At 70.8% G+C, this 15322-nt stretch carries 13 protein-coding genes; 5 read left to right on the forward strand and 8 right to left on the reverse strand.

Features of this window, described 5'->3' with window-relative positions; all coding sequences use genetic code 11:
* Positions 1-337: 337 nt before the first annotated feature.
* Entirely contained in the window at positions 338-1594 is a 1257-nt protein-coding gene (locus tag JS521_RS25955; protein WP_205085401.1) for an extracellular solute-binding protein, read from the reverse strand.
* A 202-nt stretch (positions 1595-1796) separates the two neighbouring features.
* Here JS521_RS25955 and JS521_RS25960 point away from each other — a divergent pair, with 202 nt between their 5' ends.
* Positions 1797-2012, forward strand: coding sequence for a dodecin (locus tag JS521_RS25960; RefSeq protein WP_010058938.1), 216 nt, complete (start codon positions 1797-1799; stop codon positions 2010-2012).
* Here JS521_RS25960 and JS521_RS25965 read toward each other — a convergent pair whose 3' ends face one another.
* Positions 2013-2501 (reverse strand): phosphatase domain-containing protein, encoded by a 489-nt coding sequence (locus JS521_RS25965; protein WP_205085402.1) that lies wholly within the window; start codon positions 2499-2501, stop codon positions 2013-2015.
* Positions 2502-2579: 78 nt separating this feature from the next.
* Here JS521_RS25965 and JS521_RS25970 point away from each other — a divergent pair, with 78 nt between their 5' ends.
* Both JS521_RS25970 and uvrA read left to right on the forward strand, forming a co-directional pair.
* Positions 2580-3638, forward strand: a complete 1059-nt coding sequence (locus JS521_RS25970; protein WP_372448618.1) for an MsnO8 family LLM class oxidoreductase — start codon at positions 2580-2582, stop codon at positions 3636-3638.
* 63 nt (positions 3639-3701) lie between these two features.
* A complete protein-coding gene (gene uvrA, locus JS521_RS25975) occupies positions 3702-6116 on the forward strand; it encodes an excinuclease ABC subunit UvrA (protein WP_205085403.1) in 2415 nt (804 codons plus the stop codon).
* A 68-nt stretch (positions 6117-6184) separates the two neighbouring features.
* Here uvrA and JS521_RS25980 read toward each other — a convergent pair whose 3' ends face one another.
* Genes JS521_RS25980 through JS521_RS25990 form a run of 3 tightly spaced genes read right to left on the reverse strand, consistent with a single transcriptional unit; the run spans position 6185 to position 9547 of the window.
* Positions 6185-6931, reverse strand: a complete 747-nt coding sequence (locus JS521_RS25980) for a succinate dehydrogenase/fumarate reductase iron-sulfur subunit (RefSeq protein ID WP_205085404.1) — start codon at positions 6929-6931, stop codon at positions 6185-6187.
* Positions 6928-8877 (reverse strand): fumarate reductase/succinate dehydrogenase flavoprotein subunit, encoded by a 1950-nt coding sequence (locus tag JS521_RS25985; protein WP_205085405.1) that lies wholly within the window; start codon positions 8875-8877, stop codon positions 6928-6930. The genes JS521_RS25980 and JS521_RS25985 overlap by 4 nt, the downstream gene beginning before the upstream one ends.
* Before the next feature lies 1 nt (position 8878).
* On the reverse strand, positions 8879-9547 hold the full coding sequence (locus JS521_RS25990; RefSeq protein WP_205085411.1) for a succinate dehydrogenase: 669 nt from the start codon (positions 9545-9547) through the stop codon (positions 8879-8881).
* Between the two features lie 131 nt (positions 9548-9678).
* Between JS521_RS25990 and JS521_RS25995 the strand changes: the two genes are divergently transcribed.
* A complete protein-coding gene (locus tag JS521_RS25995) occupies positions 9679-10575 on the forward strand; it encodes a LysR family transcriptional regulator (RefSeq protein ID WP_205085406.1) in 897 nt (298 codons plus the stop codon).
* A gap of 40 nt (positions 10576-10615) precedes the next feature.
* On the opposite strand, the gene JS521_RS26000 is transcribed toward JS521_RS25995, so the two are convergent.
* The 3 genes from JS521_RS26000 to JS521_RS26010 all read right to left on the reverse strand — a co-directional run bounded on the left by JS521_RS26000 (position 10616) and on the right by JS521_RS26010 (position 14843).
* Positions 10616-12790: a putative bifunctional diguanylate cyclase/phosphodiesterase gene (locus JS521_RS26000; RefSeq protein WP_205085407.1), complete on the reverse strand. Its 2175-nt coding sequence runs from the start codon at positions 12788-12790 to the stop codon at positions 10616-10618.
* A complete protein-coding gene (locus JS521_RS26005; protein ID WP_205085408.1) occupies positions 12787-13605 on the reverse strand; it encodes an SAM-dependent methyltransferase in 819 nt (272 codons plus the stop codon). The genes JS521_RS26000 and JS521_RS26005 overlap by 4 nt, the downstream gene beginning before the upstream one ends.
* Before the next feature lie 257 nt (positions 13606-13862).
* Positions 13863-14843, reverse strand: coding sequence for an SCO0930 family lipoprotein (locus JS521_RS26010; RefSeq protein ID WP_205085409.1), 981 nt, complete (start codon positions 14841-14843; stop codon positions 13863-13865).
* A 229-nt stretch (positions 14844-15072) separates the two neighbouring features.
* Between JS521_RS26010 and JS521_RS26015 the strand changes: the two genes are divergently transcribed.
* Positions 15073-15322 (forward strand): hypothetical protein (locus JS521_RS26015; RefSeq protein ID WP_205085410.1); only part of this gene is annotated, 250 nt, incomplete at its 3' end.

Consider the following 15322-nt stretch of genomic DNA (forward strand, 5'->3'; position numbering starts at 1 on the left):
AAGCGGGTGGGGGGACGGAGGCAGGAGCCGGGGTGGGGACAGGGGCCGGGGCGGAGGCGCGGGCCGGGGCGAAGGCGGGACCAGCGGGGCGCGGAGCGGGAGCGGCGAGGTGCGGGGCGACGGGCAGCACGGTCATGGCGGTCTCCGGGGACGGGAGTCAGGGGCCGGGCCGTCGCGGGTGCGACGCACCGACCCCCTACTTCTCCCGTCACCGGCTGGATTCGACGTGACCGCCGTGGGGAGCGCGGATGTGCGACGGCTGAATCCCAGGGACGGAGGGTTCGCCGGGCCGCCACCCGGGATCCCCAACCGCCGTCCGCCGCCCCCGGGCGTGGGCTCAGCCGCTGCCCGTGAGCATGGCCGTGATGCGCTCGGAGGCGGTCCTGGCCTCCAGGGCCGGGTCGCCGCCCTGGAGCACGGCCGTCATGTAGGGCTTGATCGGGTTCTCCGCCTCGACCCTGGCCCACTGCGACGAGTTGGGGGTGGCGCGGCCGCGGGTGGCGCCTTCGGCCATCGCCGCGGTGCCTTCGTCGCCCTCGATGACATGGGCGAGTTTCGGCTTGTTGGGAACGTAACTCATGCTCCGGGCAAGCTCCGTCTGCCACTTCTCGCTCGCCAGCGCCTTGACGACGGCGATGCCGGCGCTGCGCTCGTCGGCGTTCTTCGGGACGATGAGGTCGGAGCCGCCGGTGAATACCGAACCGGGTGCCTTCGCGGTCTTGCCGGGAATCGGGAAGTAGCCCAGCTTTCCCTTGAGTTCGGGATTCTTCTGCTCGATGAGCGCGGCGCTGCCCGGCACCGAGATGATCTGGGCGACGTCTCCCCCGGCGAATACGTCGGTCTGCGGGGGCTTCTCCTCGTCGGCGTCCTTGGGGCCGTCGCCGAGCGCCTGGAGTTTCTGGTAGAACTCCATGCCCGCCAGGGCTTCCGGGGTGTCCAGCGCGCCCTGCCAGTCGCCGCCGTTCTCGTCGGCGAGCTCGCCGCCCTCGTCCCAGATGAATCCGGCGAGTACGTACCAGTTCTGGCCGGCCAGGTAAATGCCTTGGTTCCCGGCGTTGTTGAGCTTCTCGGTTGCGGCGATCCACTCGGTGCGCGTCTTCGGGACGGAGTCGATGCCCGCTCCCTCGAAGATCTCCTTGTTGTAGATCACCACCCGGTTCGCCGCGTACCAGGGGATGCCGTACTGCACGCCGTTGATGCTGCCGGGCTGGGCCAGGCCGGGCAGCCAGTCCTCGCTGCCCAGGTCGCGCATCGATTCGAGGGTCAGATCCCGCAGGCCGCCGCTCTCCGCGTACTGCGCGACCTGCGTGTTTCCGACCTCGATCACGTCCGGGGCGTCGTCGCCCTCCAGCGCGGAGATGACCTTGGGGCCGATGCCGCTCCACTCCTGGATCTGGAAGTCCAGCTCGATCGAGGGGTTCTCCTCCTCGTAGGAGCGGGTGAACTTGTCCAGGAAGCCGGGCGAGACGCTGTCCTTCATCAGCCAGACCGTCACTGTGCGGTCACCGCCGCCCGAGCCCGATATGTAGCCGCACCCACCGAGCGCGACGGTCGAGACAAGCGCGATGGCTCCAGCCAGTATGCGGTTCTTCACGTGGTCACCTTCTGCGAAACGGCACAACGAAATCGGACCCGGTGTGGGGGGATTGCGGGCGGCGCTCGCACGGGTGGTTGGCTGAATTTTGGTATGGACCAATGGGTAGGTCAAGGCGGATGCCTGCTCCGATTCACCCCACCCTCCCCCTCGCGGGACGCCCCGGATTGGGGCACCGTGGTCACAGGAGAGGAGACAAACAATGGCGAACCACACCTATCGGGTCACCGAGATCGTAGGAACCTCCGACGAGGGCGTCGACGCGGCGATTCGGAACGGCGTCGCAAGAGCGGCGGAAACGTTGCACAATCTCGATTGGTTCGAGATTAATCAAGTTCGCGGCCATATCGAAGATGGCCGAATCGCGCACTACCAGGTCGGCCTGAAGGTGGGCTTTCGGCTCGACGAAAACAGCTGATCAGGTACGCCCCTCGCGCTCCTGGGCATCCTTCAGCGCATCCGACGGATCGGCCCAACGGGCCCGCACCACAGTAAATCCGGCCACCTCGGCCGCATCACAGACCAGTTCGTCGTCGTCCACGAGCATGCGCACCTGCCCCGTCCGCCCCAGCCGCCGGAGGATGTCCAGCTTCGTCCGGCGGGCGGGGCGGCGGTCGTCGTTGCGCCGCATGAGCAGCGTGCCCTCGGGCAGTCCCTGGCTGCTCAGCCAGCGCACGGTGTCGCGGCGGCACCGCTCGGGGCGTCCGGTCAGATAGACGATCCGGCACTCCTCGGCGCTCGCGTGCACCATCCGTACGCCCTCCGGGAGCGGCGGGTCGTCCACGGCCGCGGCGAAGAAGCCGGCCCAGTCGTGCTTGGCGCCCTCCAGGAAGTGCTGCCGGTGGGCGGTGCCCGCGAGCGTGTTGTCCAGGTCGAATACGGCCAGCGGCCGTGCGTCGTCACTCACTCCCCCAGCTTAGGAACAGCTGAGGAAGCACCTCGGGAATCCCTGGGGAACGAGCGCGTTGAAGAGGGCGTGAGCTCTGTGATCGCGTCGACCCGCTTCTCCGTCCTGGACCGTTCCCGCACCCGTGAGGGGCACGACGGCCCCCGGGCGCTGCGCGACACCGTGGATCTGGCCCGGGAGGCGGAGGCGCTCGGCTTCCACCGCTTCTGGGTCTCGGAGCACCACGGAGTGCCGGGCGTCGCGGGGTCGGCGCCGACGGTGCTGACGGCCGCCGTCGCCGCCGCGACCTCCACCATCCGGGTCGGCACCGGCGGAGTGATGCTGCCCAATCACCGGCCGCTGGTCGTCGCCGAGCAGTTCGGGGTCCTCGCCTCCCTCTTCCCCGGCCGGATCGACATGGGGCTCGGCCGCTCCGTGGGCTTCACCGACGGCGTGCGCCGGGCGCTCGGCCACGGCAAGGAGGACGCCGAGGACTTCCCCGGACGCCTGGCCGAACTGCTCGGCTGGATCGACGGCACCCAGCAGGCCCACCCCCGGGTGCACGCCCACCCGGCGGAGGGCTTGCGCATCCCCGCGTACGTCCTGGCGATCGGCGAGGGCGCGTCGGTCGCCGCGGCCGCCGGGCTCCCCCTCGTCATCGGCGATCTGCGCGGCCGGGAGAAGGTACTGCGCGCCATCGAGGTCTACCGCCGCGACTTCCGCCCCTCCGCCCGCGCCGAGCAGCCCGAGGTGATCGTCGCGGGCACGGTGGCCGTCGCGGGCACCGAGGAAGCGGCCCGCCGGCTGCTCGTACCGGAGGCGTGGGCCATGGCGTACTCCCGTACGCACGGGGACTTTCCACCGCTGGCCCCGGCCGGACGCGTCGAGGCGCTCACCATGACGGCCAAGGAGCGGTCGCTGTACGAGCGGGGGCTCGACGGCCACATCCACGGCACCGAGGACCAGGTGACCGCCCAGCTGGAGCGGGCGATCGGGGAGACCGGGGCGGACGAGGTGCTCGTCACGACCAGCACGTACGACCGCGAAGGGCTGGTGGACTCGCTGCGGCGGCTCGCCCGGATCGCCCGCCCGCCCGGGCCGGCGCCCGTGAGGCTCGCTGTCCCGTCCCGGGCGGCCGCCACCGCCCCTGACGCCTAGAATCGAACTGTTTGTCCCTTCAGGTCCAGGCGTCAGCACCCCACCCGTACGGAGCCGAGCCCCATGTCCTCCCCCCACGATCCGTACGTCCGGGTGCGCGGCGCCCGCGAGCACAACCTCAAGAACGTCCGGGTCGACATCCCGCGCGACACGCTCACCGTCTTCACGGGCGTGTCGGGGTCGGGGAAGTCCTCGCTGGCCTTCGGGACCATCTACGCGGAGGCGCAGCGCCGCTACTTCGAGTCGGTCGCCCCGTACGCCCGGCGGCTGATCCATCAGGTGGGCGCCCCGGCGGTCGGGGAGATCACCGGGCTGCCGCCCGCCGTCTCGCTGGAGCAGCGGCGCTCCGCCCCGGGGTCCCGGTCGTCCGTCGGGACGGTGACCACGCTCTCCAATTCGCTGCGGATGCTCTTCTCCCGTACGGGGGACTATCCGCCGGGGGCCGAGCGGCTGGACTCCGACTCCTTCTCCCCCAACACGGCTGTCGGGGCGTGCCCGGCCTGCCACGGTCTGGGGCGGATCCACAGCACGGACGAGGAGCTGCTCGTCCCCGATCCCTCGCTGTCGATCCGGGAGGGGGCGATCGCCGCCTGGCCGGGTGCGTGGCAGGGGAAGAATCTGCGGGATGTGCTGGATGCACTGGGGTACGACGTCGACCGGCCGTGGCGCGAGCTGTCGGCGAAGGACCGGGAGTGGATCCTGTTCACCGACGAGCAGCCGGTGGTGACGGTGCATCCGGTGCGGGACGCGGGGCGCATCCAACGCCCTTACCAGGGCACGTACATGAGCGCCCGGCGTTATGTGCTGCACACCTTCGCCGACACCAAGAGCCGGTCGCTGCGGGCCAAGGCGGAGCGCTTCCTGACGAGTGCCCCGTGCCCGGTGTGCGGCGGGAGCCGGCTGCGGCCCGAGGCGATGGCGGTGACGTTCGCCGGGCGGACCATCGCGGAGCTGGCCGGGCTGCCGCTGTCCGTGCTGGCCGAGGTGCTGGCGGAGGCCGGGGCCCACGGCGAGGAGACGGCCCGGGTGCTGACGGGCGGTCTGCTGGCGCGGATCGGGACGGTGACGGAGCTGGGGCTCGGCTATCTGAGCCTGGACCGCACGGCCCCGACCCTGTCCTCCGGTGAGCTGCAACGGCTGCGGCTGGCCACGCAGTTGCGGTCGGGGCTCTTCGGTGTCGTCTATGTGCTGGACGAGCCGTCGGCCGGGCTGCATCCGGCGGACACGGAGGCGCTGCTCGAAGTCCTGAGCCGGCTGAAGGAGGCCGGGAACTCGGTCTTCGTGGTGGAGCACCAGATGGACGTGGTGCGGCGGGCGGACTGGCTGGTGGACGTGGGCCCGCTGGCCGGGGAGCACGGTGGGCGGGTGCTGCACAGCGGGCCGCCCGAAGGACTCGCCCAGGTGCCGGAGTCGGCGACGCGGCGGTTCCTGTTCGAGGAGGGGCCCGCGCCGGTGCGGGAGCCGCGCACGCCGTCCGGGTGGATCCGGCTCACCGGGGTGGAGCGGCACAATGTGCGCGGCGTCGACGCGGCGTTCCCGCTCGGGGTGTTCACGGCGGTGACCGGGGTGTCCGGCTCGGGCAAGTCGACCCTGGTCGGCCAGGTGCTCGCCGGGGTGCTCGCGGACCAGCAGGCGGGCGAGGAGCCGGGGCCGGGCGAGCGGTACTGCCGGGCGGCCACCGGCCTGGAGGCGGTGGACCGGCTCGTCCAGGTCGACCAGAAGCCCATCGGCCGGACGCCGCGGTCCAATCTGGCCACGTACACCGGCCTGTTCGACGGCGTACGGAAGCTGTTCGCGCGGACGGAGAAGGCGCGGGAGCGCGGCTACGGCGCGGGGAGGTTCTCCTTCAACGTGAGCGGCGGGCGGTGCGAGACCTGCCAGGGCGAGGGCTTCGTCTCGGTGGAGCTGCTGTTCCTGCCCAGCACCTACGCGCCCTGCCCGGACTGCCACGGTGCGCGCTACAACCCGGAGACCCTGGACGTCACCCTGGACGGACTGACGGTCGCTCAGGTCCTGGATCTCACCGTGGAGTCGGCCGCCGAGTTCTTCGCCGGGACGCCGGCCGTCGAGCGCGCGCTGACCACCCTGCTGGACGTGGGACTCGGCTATCTGCGGCTCGGCCAGCCCGCCACCGAGCTGTCCGGTGGCGAGGCGCAGCGCATCAAGCTGGCGTCGGAACTCCAGCGCACCCGGCGCGGGCACACGCTGTATCTGCTGGACGAGCCGACGACGGGGCTGCATCCGGCCGATGTGGAGGTGCTGATGCGGCAGTTGCACGCGCTGGTCGACGGCGGGAACACGGTGGTGGTCGTGGAGCACGACATGGCCGTGGTGGCGGGCGCGGACCAGGTGATCGACCTGGGCCCCGAGGGCGGGGACCGGGGCGGTCGGATCGTCGCGTCCGGCACCCCGGCCGAGGTGGCGCGTAGCGCCGGGAGCCGTACGGCCCCGTATCTGGCGAAGGCGCTGCGGCGCTGAGCACGCGCGGAGTCGATCCCGTACGGCCCCGGGCGTGAACCCGAGTCCGTACAGGATCGACTCCCTCGTCAGCGGCGGACTTTGCGGGTCGCCCGCAGCCACTCCTTGTTCATCGCGGCGATCGACGGCAGCGGGATGCCCTTCGGACAGGCGGTCGCGCATTCGCCGGTCAGGGTGCAGCCGCCGAAGCCCTCCTCGTCCATCTGGGCGACCATGTCCAGGACCCGGGTCTCACGCTCGGGGGCGCCCTGCGGCAGGACGTTGAGGTGGTTGACCTTGGCCGAGGTGAACAGCATCGCCGAGCCGTTGGGACAGGCGGCGACGCAGGCTCCGCAGCCGATGCACTCGGCGTGCTCGAAGGCGAAGTCGGCGTCCGGCTTGGGCACCGGGGTGGCGTGGGCGTCCGGTGCGGTGCCGGTCGGGGCGGAGATGTAGCCGCCGGACTGGATGATCCGGTCGAACGAGGAGCGGTCGACGACCAGGTCCTTGATGACCGGGAAGGCGGAGGCCCGCCAGGGCTCGATGTCGATCGTGTCGCCGTCGGAGAAGGACCGCATGTGGAGCTGGCAGGTGGTGGTGCGCTCCGGGCCGTGGGCGTCGCCGTTGATGACGAGGCTGCACGCGCCGCAGATGCCCTCGCGGCAGTCGTGGTCGAAGGCGACGGGCTCTTCCCCGGTGAGGGTGAGTTCCTCGTTGAGGGTGTCGAGCATCTCCAGGAACGACATGTCCTGCGAGATGTTGTCGACTTCGTAGGTGGCCATGGCGCCGGGCTCTTCGGCGTTGCGCTGACGCCAGACGCGCAGGGTGAGCTTCATGCGTAGCTCCGCTGGGTGGGGTGGACGTACTCGAAGACGAGGTCTTCCTTGTGCAGGACGGGGGCGCCGCCGGTGACGGTGAACTCCCAGGCGGCGGCGTAGGAGAACTCCTCGTCGCGCCGTTCGGCCTCGCCGTCCGGGGTCTGGGACTCCTCGCGGAAGTGGCCGCCGCAGGACTCGGCGCGGTGCAGGGCGTCGAGGCACATGAGCTCGGCGAGCTCCAGGTAGTCGACGATGCGGTTCGCCTTCTCCAGCGACTGGTTGAACTGTTCGCCGGTGCCGGGGACCTTGATGCGCCGCCAGAACTCCTCGCGGATCTCCGGGATTTTCGCGAGCGCCTTGCGCAGGCCGTCCTCGGTGCGGGCCATCCCGCAGAACTCCCACATGAGTTCACCGATCTCACGGTGGAAGGAGTCGGGGGTGCGGTCGCCGTCGACGGAGAGCAGCAGGTTGATGCGGTCCTCGGTCTCCGCCACCACCTCGGCGACGGCTGGATGTTCGGCGTCGACCTGCTCGGTGTGCGGGTTGCGGGCGAGGTAGTCGTTGATGGTGGACGGCAGGACGAAGTAGCCGTCGGCGAGGCCCTGCATCAGGGCGGAGGCCCCGAGCCGGTTGGCCCCGTGGTCGGAGAAGTTGGCCTCGCCGATGGCGAAGAGGCCGGGGATGGTGGTCTGGAGGTCGTAGTCGACCCAGAGGCCGCCCATCGTGTAGTGCACGGCGGGATAGATCCGCATGGGGACCGTGTAGGGGTCCTCGTCGGTGATCCGCTGGTACATGTCGAAGAGGTTGCCGTACTTGGCCTCGACGGCCTTGCGGCCCATGCGCTGGATGGCCTCGGCGAAGTCCAGGTAGACCCCCTGCCCGCCGGGGCCGACGCCGCGCCCCTCGTCGCAGACGTTCTTGGCGGCGCGGGAGGCGATGTCGCGGGGCACCAGGTTGCCGAAGGCGGGGTAGATGCGCTCCAGGTAGTAGTCGCGCTCGTCCTCGGGGATCTGGTTGGCGGGGCGGGTGTCGCCCTCGGCCTTGGGAACCCAGATGCGGCCGTCGTTGCGCAGCGACTCGCTCATCAGCGTCAGCTTCGACTGGTGGTCGCCGGTGCGCGGGATGCAGGTGGGGTGGATCTGGGTGAAGCAGGGGTTGGCCATGTACGCGCCGCGCCGGTGGGCCCGCCAGATGGCGGTGGCGTTGGAGTTCATGGCGTTGGTCGACAGGTAGAAGACGTTGCCGTAGCCGCCGGTGGCCAGGACGACCGCGTCGGCGAAGTAGGTGTCGATCTTCCCGGTGACCAGGTCGCGGGCGACGATGCCGCGCGCCTTTCCGTCGACCACGATCAGGTCCAGCATCTCGGTGCGGGCGTGGAGTTCGACGCCGCCCGTGGCGATCTGCCGGGAGAGCGCCTGGTAGGCGCCGAGGAGGAGCTGCTGCCCGGTCTGGCCGCGCGCGTAGAACGTACGGGAGACCTGGACGCCGCCGAAGGAGCGGTTGTCGAGGAGGCCGCCGTACTCGCGGGCGAAGGGGACGCCCTGGGCGACGCACTGGTCGATGATCTCCACCGAGATCTGCGCGAGCCGGTGGACGTTGGACTCCCGGGCGCGGAAGTCACCGCCTTTGACGGTGTCGTAGAACAGCCGGTGGATGGAGTCGCCGTCGTTGCGGTAGTTCTTCGCGGCGTTGATGCCGCCCTGGGCGGCGACCGAGTGGGCGCGCCGGGGCGAGTCCTGGAAGCAGAACTGGACGACGTGGTAGCCCTGTTCGGCGAGCGTGGCCCCGGCCGCGCCGCCGGCCAGGCCGGTGCCGACGACGATGACCGTGTGTTTGCGCCGGTTGGCGGGGTTCACGAGTTTGGCTTGGAAGCGGCGGGTGTCCCAGCGTTCGTTGACGGGGCCCTCGGGGGCCTTCGTGTCGACGGCGGGTTCGCCCGTGCGGTACTGCGTGTAGTCGGGCATGTCAGCTCACCACTCCGGTCATGACGGCGACGGGGACGGAGATGAAGCCCAGGGTCAGCACCGCCGCGAGGAGGTTGGCGAGGGTCTTCAGGATGCGGTCGCGGGTCGCGTTGCCGACGCCGAGCGTCTGCGCGGCGCTCCAGAAGCCGTGCTGGACGTGCAGGCCCATGGCGAGCACGGCGACGATGTAGATGACGTTCCCGTACCAGGTCGAGAAGGTGTCGATGACGTTCTGGTAGGGGTGTCCGGCCTCGAAGCTCGTGTGCACGGTGCCGGTCGTCAGGTCGAGGATGTGCCAGACGATGAAGAGCGCGAGGATGATGCCGCCCCACCGCATGGTCCGGGTGGCGTAGCTCGCGCGGGGCTTCTTGTGAACGTACTTGGCGGGGCGCGCCTTGATGTCGCGGCGGCTGAGCTGGTACGCCGAGACGCCGTGCAGCACGACGGCGGCGACGAGGCCCACGCGGACGATCCACAGCGCCCACTCGTAGTGCAGGACCGGTTCGCCCATGGTCCGCAGCCAGTGGGCGTACCCGTCGAACTCACCGGGCCCGAAGAAGATCTTCAGGTTGCCCACCATGTGCGCGACGAGATATCCGAGCATGATCAGGCCGCTCACGGCCATGATCGTTTTCTTGCCGACGGTCGAGTCCCAGAGCGTACGCGTCATCGACGGCCGTCGGTCCGTCCGCGTTGCCAATGCCATGGACACGACGGTAGGGGTGATGTCCCGATTAGTCCAAGACATGGAGTGGCTCATCTCCATAGGTGTTGCCTATCGGCAGAGGCTATCGTCGGCTTATGCATTTCCAGCAGCTCACCTACTTCGTGGCCGTCGCCGAGGCCCGGCACTTCACCCGGGCCGCCGAGGCGGTGCACGTCTCGCAGCCCTCGCTCTCCCAGCAGATCCGGGCGCTGGAGGCGGAGCTGGGCGCGGATCTGTTCAGCCGGGCCCGGGGCAACATCGCCCTGACGGACGCGGGCGAGGCGCTGCTGCCACTGGCCCGGCGGATCCTCGCCGACGCGGAGACGGCGCGCCACGAGGTCCAGGAGCTGGTCTCGCTGCGCAGCGGCCGGGTGCGGCTCGGGGCGACGCCAAGCCTGTGCACCGGGCTGCTGCCGGACATGCTGCGCGCCTTCCACGACCGGCATCCGGGGGTGCGGCTGCTGCTGGAGGAGGGCGGCTCGCACGACCTCGTACGTCAGCTGGCGCGGGGGGCGCTCGACCTGGCGCTGGTCGTGCTGCCGCTGCCGGCCGCCTCGCCCGCGCTGACCACGGTGGAGCTGCTGCGGGAGGACCTGGTGGTGGTGTCCGCGGCGACGGAGCCTCCCCCTGGGCGGGGCGGGTCGATCCGGATCGCGGACCTGGAGGGGGCGCCGCTGGTGATGTTCCGGCACGGGTACAACCTGCGGGAGCTGACGCTCGCCGCGTGCCGGGCGGAGGGCTTCGAGCCGACCTTCACCGTCGAGGGCGGCGAGATGGACGCGGTGCTCGGTTTCGTACGGGCGGGGCTCGGCATCGCCGTGGTGCCGAGCATGGCGGCCGCCCGGGCGGGCCACGACCTGCGGAGGACTCCGCTGGCGGGGGACGGGCTGCGGCGCACGATCGCGCTGGCGCACCGCAGCGACGTGGACCCGCCCCGGGCCGCGCGCGAACTCCAGCGGATGCTGCTGGAGCACCGGCCGGCCCCCGGCTGACGCAGGCCCGGCAGCCGGGCGGTTCCCGCCGGGCGACGGCTCAGACCGCGTCCGCCAGCACCAGGGAGTGGATGCGGTCCGGGGCCCCGGGGCGGGCGTAGTACCAGCCCTGGGCGGTGTCGCAGCCGATCCGGCGCAGTTGCTCGGCCTGCGCGCCCGTCTCCACGCCCTCCACCGTGACGGCCAGCTCCAGGCTGTGGGCCAGCGACACGATGCCCTCGACGATCTTCAGGTCGACCGGGTCCGCCGGGTGCTGCTGCATGCCCCGGGTGAAGGAACGGTCCAGCTTGAGCACGCTCACCGGCAGCCGGCGCAGGTTGGCCAGGTTGGAGTAGCCGGTGCCGAAGTCGTCGAGCGCGATGTCCACGCCCATCTCCGCGAGCTGCCGCAGCGGCTTGAGGAGATCGTCGTCGGCGCCGATCAGGGCGGACTCGGTCACCTCCAGGCAGAGCGCTCCCGGCTCCAGACCGGAACGTTCCAGCACGTCGACCGTCTCCGCGACCAGCCGCGGGTGGTGCAGCTGGGTCGGCGAGAGGTTGACGTTGATCCGCAGCGGGCCGCCGTCGCTGTGCCGCTCCTGCCAGAAGTTCGCCTGCCGTACGGACTCCTCCAGCACCCAGCGGCCGAGCGGCACGATGAGCCCGGTGTGCTCGGCGAGCGGGATGAACCGGTCGGGGCCGAGCACTCCGTGCTGCGGATGGCACCACCGTACGAGCGCCTCCGCGCCGTGCACCGTGCCGTCGCCGAGATGGACGAGCGGCTGGTACTCGATGAAGAACTCGCCCCGGTCCAGGGCGGCCGGGAGCGAGGTGGTCAGCCCGTGCCGGGTGATGGCGCGCGCGTCGGCCTCCGCGTCGGCGAGCTGGAAGCGGTTGCCGCCGGCCGCCTTGGCCCGGTACATCGTGATGTCGGCGCTGCGCAGCACCTCGGCGGCGCTGCGCTCCCCCGAGGGCCCCTCGACGATGCCGATCGAGCCCCGGACGGAGAGCTCACGTCCGTCGAGGCGGATCGGGGTGGCGAGCGCGTTCAGGATGCGGCCGGCCAGTTCGTGCACCTCTTCGGCGGTGTCCGGTCCGGTGGTCAGCGCCACGAACTCGTCGCCGCCGAGCCGGGCGACCATCTCGCCGGGCGCGGTGGCGCAGCTCTGGAGCCGGTCGGCGACCTCGACGAGGAGGCGGTCGCCGGCGGCGTGGCCGAGGCTGTCGTTGATGGCCTTGAAGCCGTCGAGGTCCAGGTAGCAGAGGCCGAAGCGGACGCCTTCCTGGGCGGTGAGGGCCTTCTCCAGGCGCTCGAAGAACAGGGTCCGGTTGGGCAGGCCGGTGAGCGCGTCGTGGGTGGCCTCGTACCGCAGCCGCAGGTTGAGCAGCCGGCGCTCGGTGGTGTCCTCCATCAGCGCGAGCTGGTACTCGGGGCGGCCCTCGGAGTCGCGCAGCAGCGAGACGGTGAGGTTGGTCCACAGGACGGTGCCGTCGTTGCGGTAGTACGCCTTCTCGACCCGGTAGTGCTCGCGTTCGCCGCGTACCAGCTCGTCGTAGAACTTCCACACCTGCGGCGAGTCCTCGGGGTGGACCCACTCGTTCACCTTGTGGCTGCGGACGTGGTGTTCCAGCCCGCCGAACATCTTGGTGAGCGTGTCGTTGATCTCCAGGATGTTGCCGTCCAGGTCGGCGATGCCGATGCCGATGGCGGCGTCCTTGAAGACCGCGCGGAACCGCGCCTCGGTGGCGTGCAGGGCCTGTTCGGCGTGCGAGCGGGCGGTCAGCGCCGAGCGGGCGATGGCCTCCTGCTCGGCGAGGGTGCGCTCCCGCAGGGCCCCGGTGAACCCGGCGGCCAGGGTGTGCTGGATCCGGGCGCAGCGGGCCCGGCCGTCCTCGGTGGACAGCGGGCCGGGTCCGTTGCCGCCGCAGTACAGCACGAGGTAGGAGTCGACGACGCCGAGCGTGGAGCTGAGGGCGTCCGGATCGGTGCAGTGCGCCTCGATCAGGGCCGCGCCGACCCGCTGGGCGGGCGAGGCGTCGAAGGGGTGGGCGTGCAGGATGCCGCTCAGCTCGCGTGCCAGGGGCAGCAGATGCTCTTCGAACTCGGGCCGGGTGTGGGAGGTGGCCGTCAGGGGGAAGATGGCGCGGCTCCAGATTCTGGCGAATCTGCGGAGCCGGCCCTCGGGGCCGTCGGGTTCCGCGTCCGGCTCTCCGGACGCCTGGGCGGGAATGCTCACGCCTTGCGCCCGACCCCGCCGAAGCCCGAGAAGGCGTACGGGTCTTCCTGCTCCGGCGACTGCGGGGTGTCGGGCCGCCATTCGGGCATCGACACGAGTCCCGGCTCGACCATCTCGTAGCCCTCGAAGAACCGGCCGATCTCCTCGCGCGAGCGCATGATCAGCGGGTTGCGGATGTTCTTGTAGACGCCGACCGTGCCGGCCGCCTCCTCCTCGGGCAGCGGGATGCCCTCGTACGAGGCGTGGGTCAGGACGATCAGGCTGCCGGGGGCCAGTGCCTCGCGCAGTTCGGCGACCGCGCCGCGCGGGTCGTCGGCGTCCTCGATGAAGTGGAGCACCGCGACGAGCAGCAGGGCCACCGGCCGGTCCAGGTCGAGCAGTCCGGTGATCTCCGGGTTCGCCAGGATCTCCTTGGGGCGGCGCAGGTCGGCGGCGGCGATGACCGCGCGGTCGTTGCCCTCCAGGACGGCCTGGCTGTGGGCGACGGCGACCGGGTCGTGGTCGACGTAGGCCACCTTGGCGGCCGGGTCGGCGGCCTGGGCGACCTCGTGGACGTTGCCGAAGGTCGGGATGCCGGAGCCGATGTCCAGGAACTGGTCGATGCCCGAGTCGACGGCGTAGCGGACGGCCCGGCGCATAAAGGCGCGATTGGCCTGCATGATCTTGGGAAGGCCCGGGAGGAACTCCATGGCCTTGCGCGCGGCTTCCCGGTCCACCTCGAAATTGTGCGATCCGCCCAGATAGAAGTCGTACATGCGGGACACGCTCGGCACCGAAATATCTATGCCCTGCGGTGCCCAGGCGGGACGCTCCATCGATGTCTCCAACAAGTTCGCCACGGCGATCCGGCCATGTTCATGGTCAGTGTTGACCAGAGGCTACTGATCGGCCGCCAAGAGAGCGAGTGGAAACGGAAATTAGCGATCCGTTATTGGTCACACTCCGGTGGCATCAACGGCCGGTCCGTCGCTGCGCGTATGCGGGCAGCGACGGACCGGCACGTCGGACACCGTTTCCCGGTGGTTCGGGGCCACTTGGGGCTCCTGGGCGATTGTTCTGCGGTGGTCCGTGATTACTTGGCGGCGCCGACGAGTTTGGAATCGGGGGAAACGGCATACCAGGTGCCGCCGACTCCCTGTCCGTTGGTGTCGCCGGGCTTCTCGTCGCCCGCGAAGGTGTAGATGGGCCAGCAGTCGATGGTCTGCTGCTTGACGCCGTCGGGGCGGTCGAAGGTGACGAATCCCTTCGTCGTCACACCGTCCACAGCATTTTTCGCCATGGGGGCGACTACCGGCCACTTCTTGAGGCACTCGCCCGTGCAGGCGGTCTTCATCGGCCAGGCGGAGTCCTTGGTGAAGCGGTAAACCGTCATACCCCGGCCGTCCACCACGATGTCGCCGAGTTCCGGGTCCTTGCGGACCGAAAGCCCCGCGGGGTCGGCCGGTTCGGCGCTCCCTCCACCGTCTTCGGCGACCCCTTCGCTGTCGGCGTTCTTCTCCGCCTTCTTGCCGTCGGGGGCCGCGGCGAACCAGGTGCCGCCGACTCCCTGTCCGTTGACCTGGCCGGGGGCGGTGTCCTTCGCGTACCGGTACATCGGCCAGCCGTCGACGGTGAGTTGGCTGGTGCCGTCGGGGCGGGTGACCTCGCCGAGCAGTTCCTCGTCGGTGCCGGCCGCGGCGACGGCGTTGCCCGACGCCACCACCGGCCAGGCCGTGGCGCATTCGCCCTCGCAGTTCGACTTCGGCGGGTTCGCGGTGTCCTTGTCGAAGCGGTAGAGCGTGAAGCCCTCGCTGTCGGTGAGCACCTTTCCGAGCTTCTTGCTCTCCTGGACCGCGAGTTGACCGGCCTCCTTCGGTTCCGCCGCCTCCGCGTCGGCGCCGTATCCCCCTCCGGCCGATCCGTATCCGCTCTCGGCGGGCTGCTGGGCCGGGGCGGCGTTGCCCACCGCCTGGCCGTTCGGCGACGTGCCCCCCTGCTCCTGACCGCACGCCGTCGTGAGCGTCAACAGAGCCGCGGCGGTGACCGCGAGCGAGGCGTTGCGCCAGGTGTTCATGTCGACTCCCGTGGTGCTTCGTCGTAGCGATGTCGATGCCGGCGCGGGACCGCGCCGTTCATGGCCCTAGGTACGGGACGTCGACGGGGTTGCGTTCAAAGGAAGTCCGAGAAGAATTCGGCGGGCCGGGAACGGCCGCGCAAACACGAATGGCCCATTGACCGCACGATCAGGCGAATCACCTGCGGGGACCGCGTGTTCCCCGGCGGCGTGGACCATGCTCCCCGTCGTGTACGGATCACGCATCGTGCGGCTCACGGCAGCCGCCGCACTCCTCTGGCTGACAGCCGTACCGCTGCCCGCGACCGCCGACAACTGCGCGGTGGCCTCGATCGGGCAGGGCGACGGCAGTTCCTCGGTCGCCGTGGCGGGCGACGGGGGCTGTGTCGCGGCCACCGAGCCGGAGCCGCCTCCACCGCCGCCTCCGCCGAAACCGGCGCCCCCGCCCCCGCCACAGAGGGGCGCCGCCCCCCGGGGGG

Source organism: Streptomyces durocortorensis (genome assembly GCF_016901035.1).
Classification (GTDB): Bacteria; Actinomycetota; Actinomycetes; order Streptomycetales; family Streptomycetaceae; genus Streptomyces; species Streptomyces durocortorensis.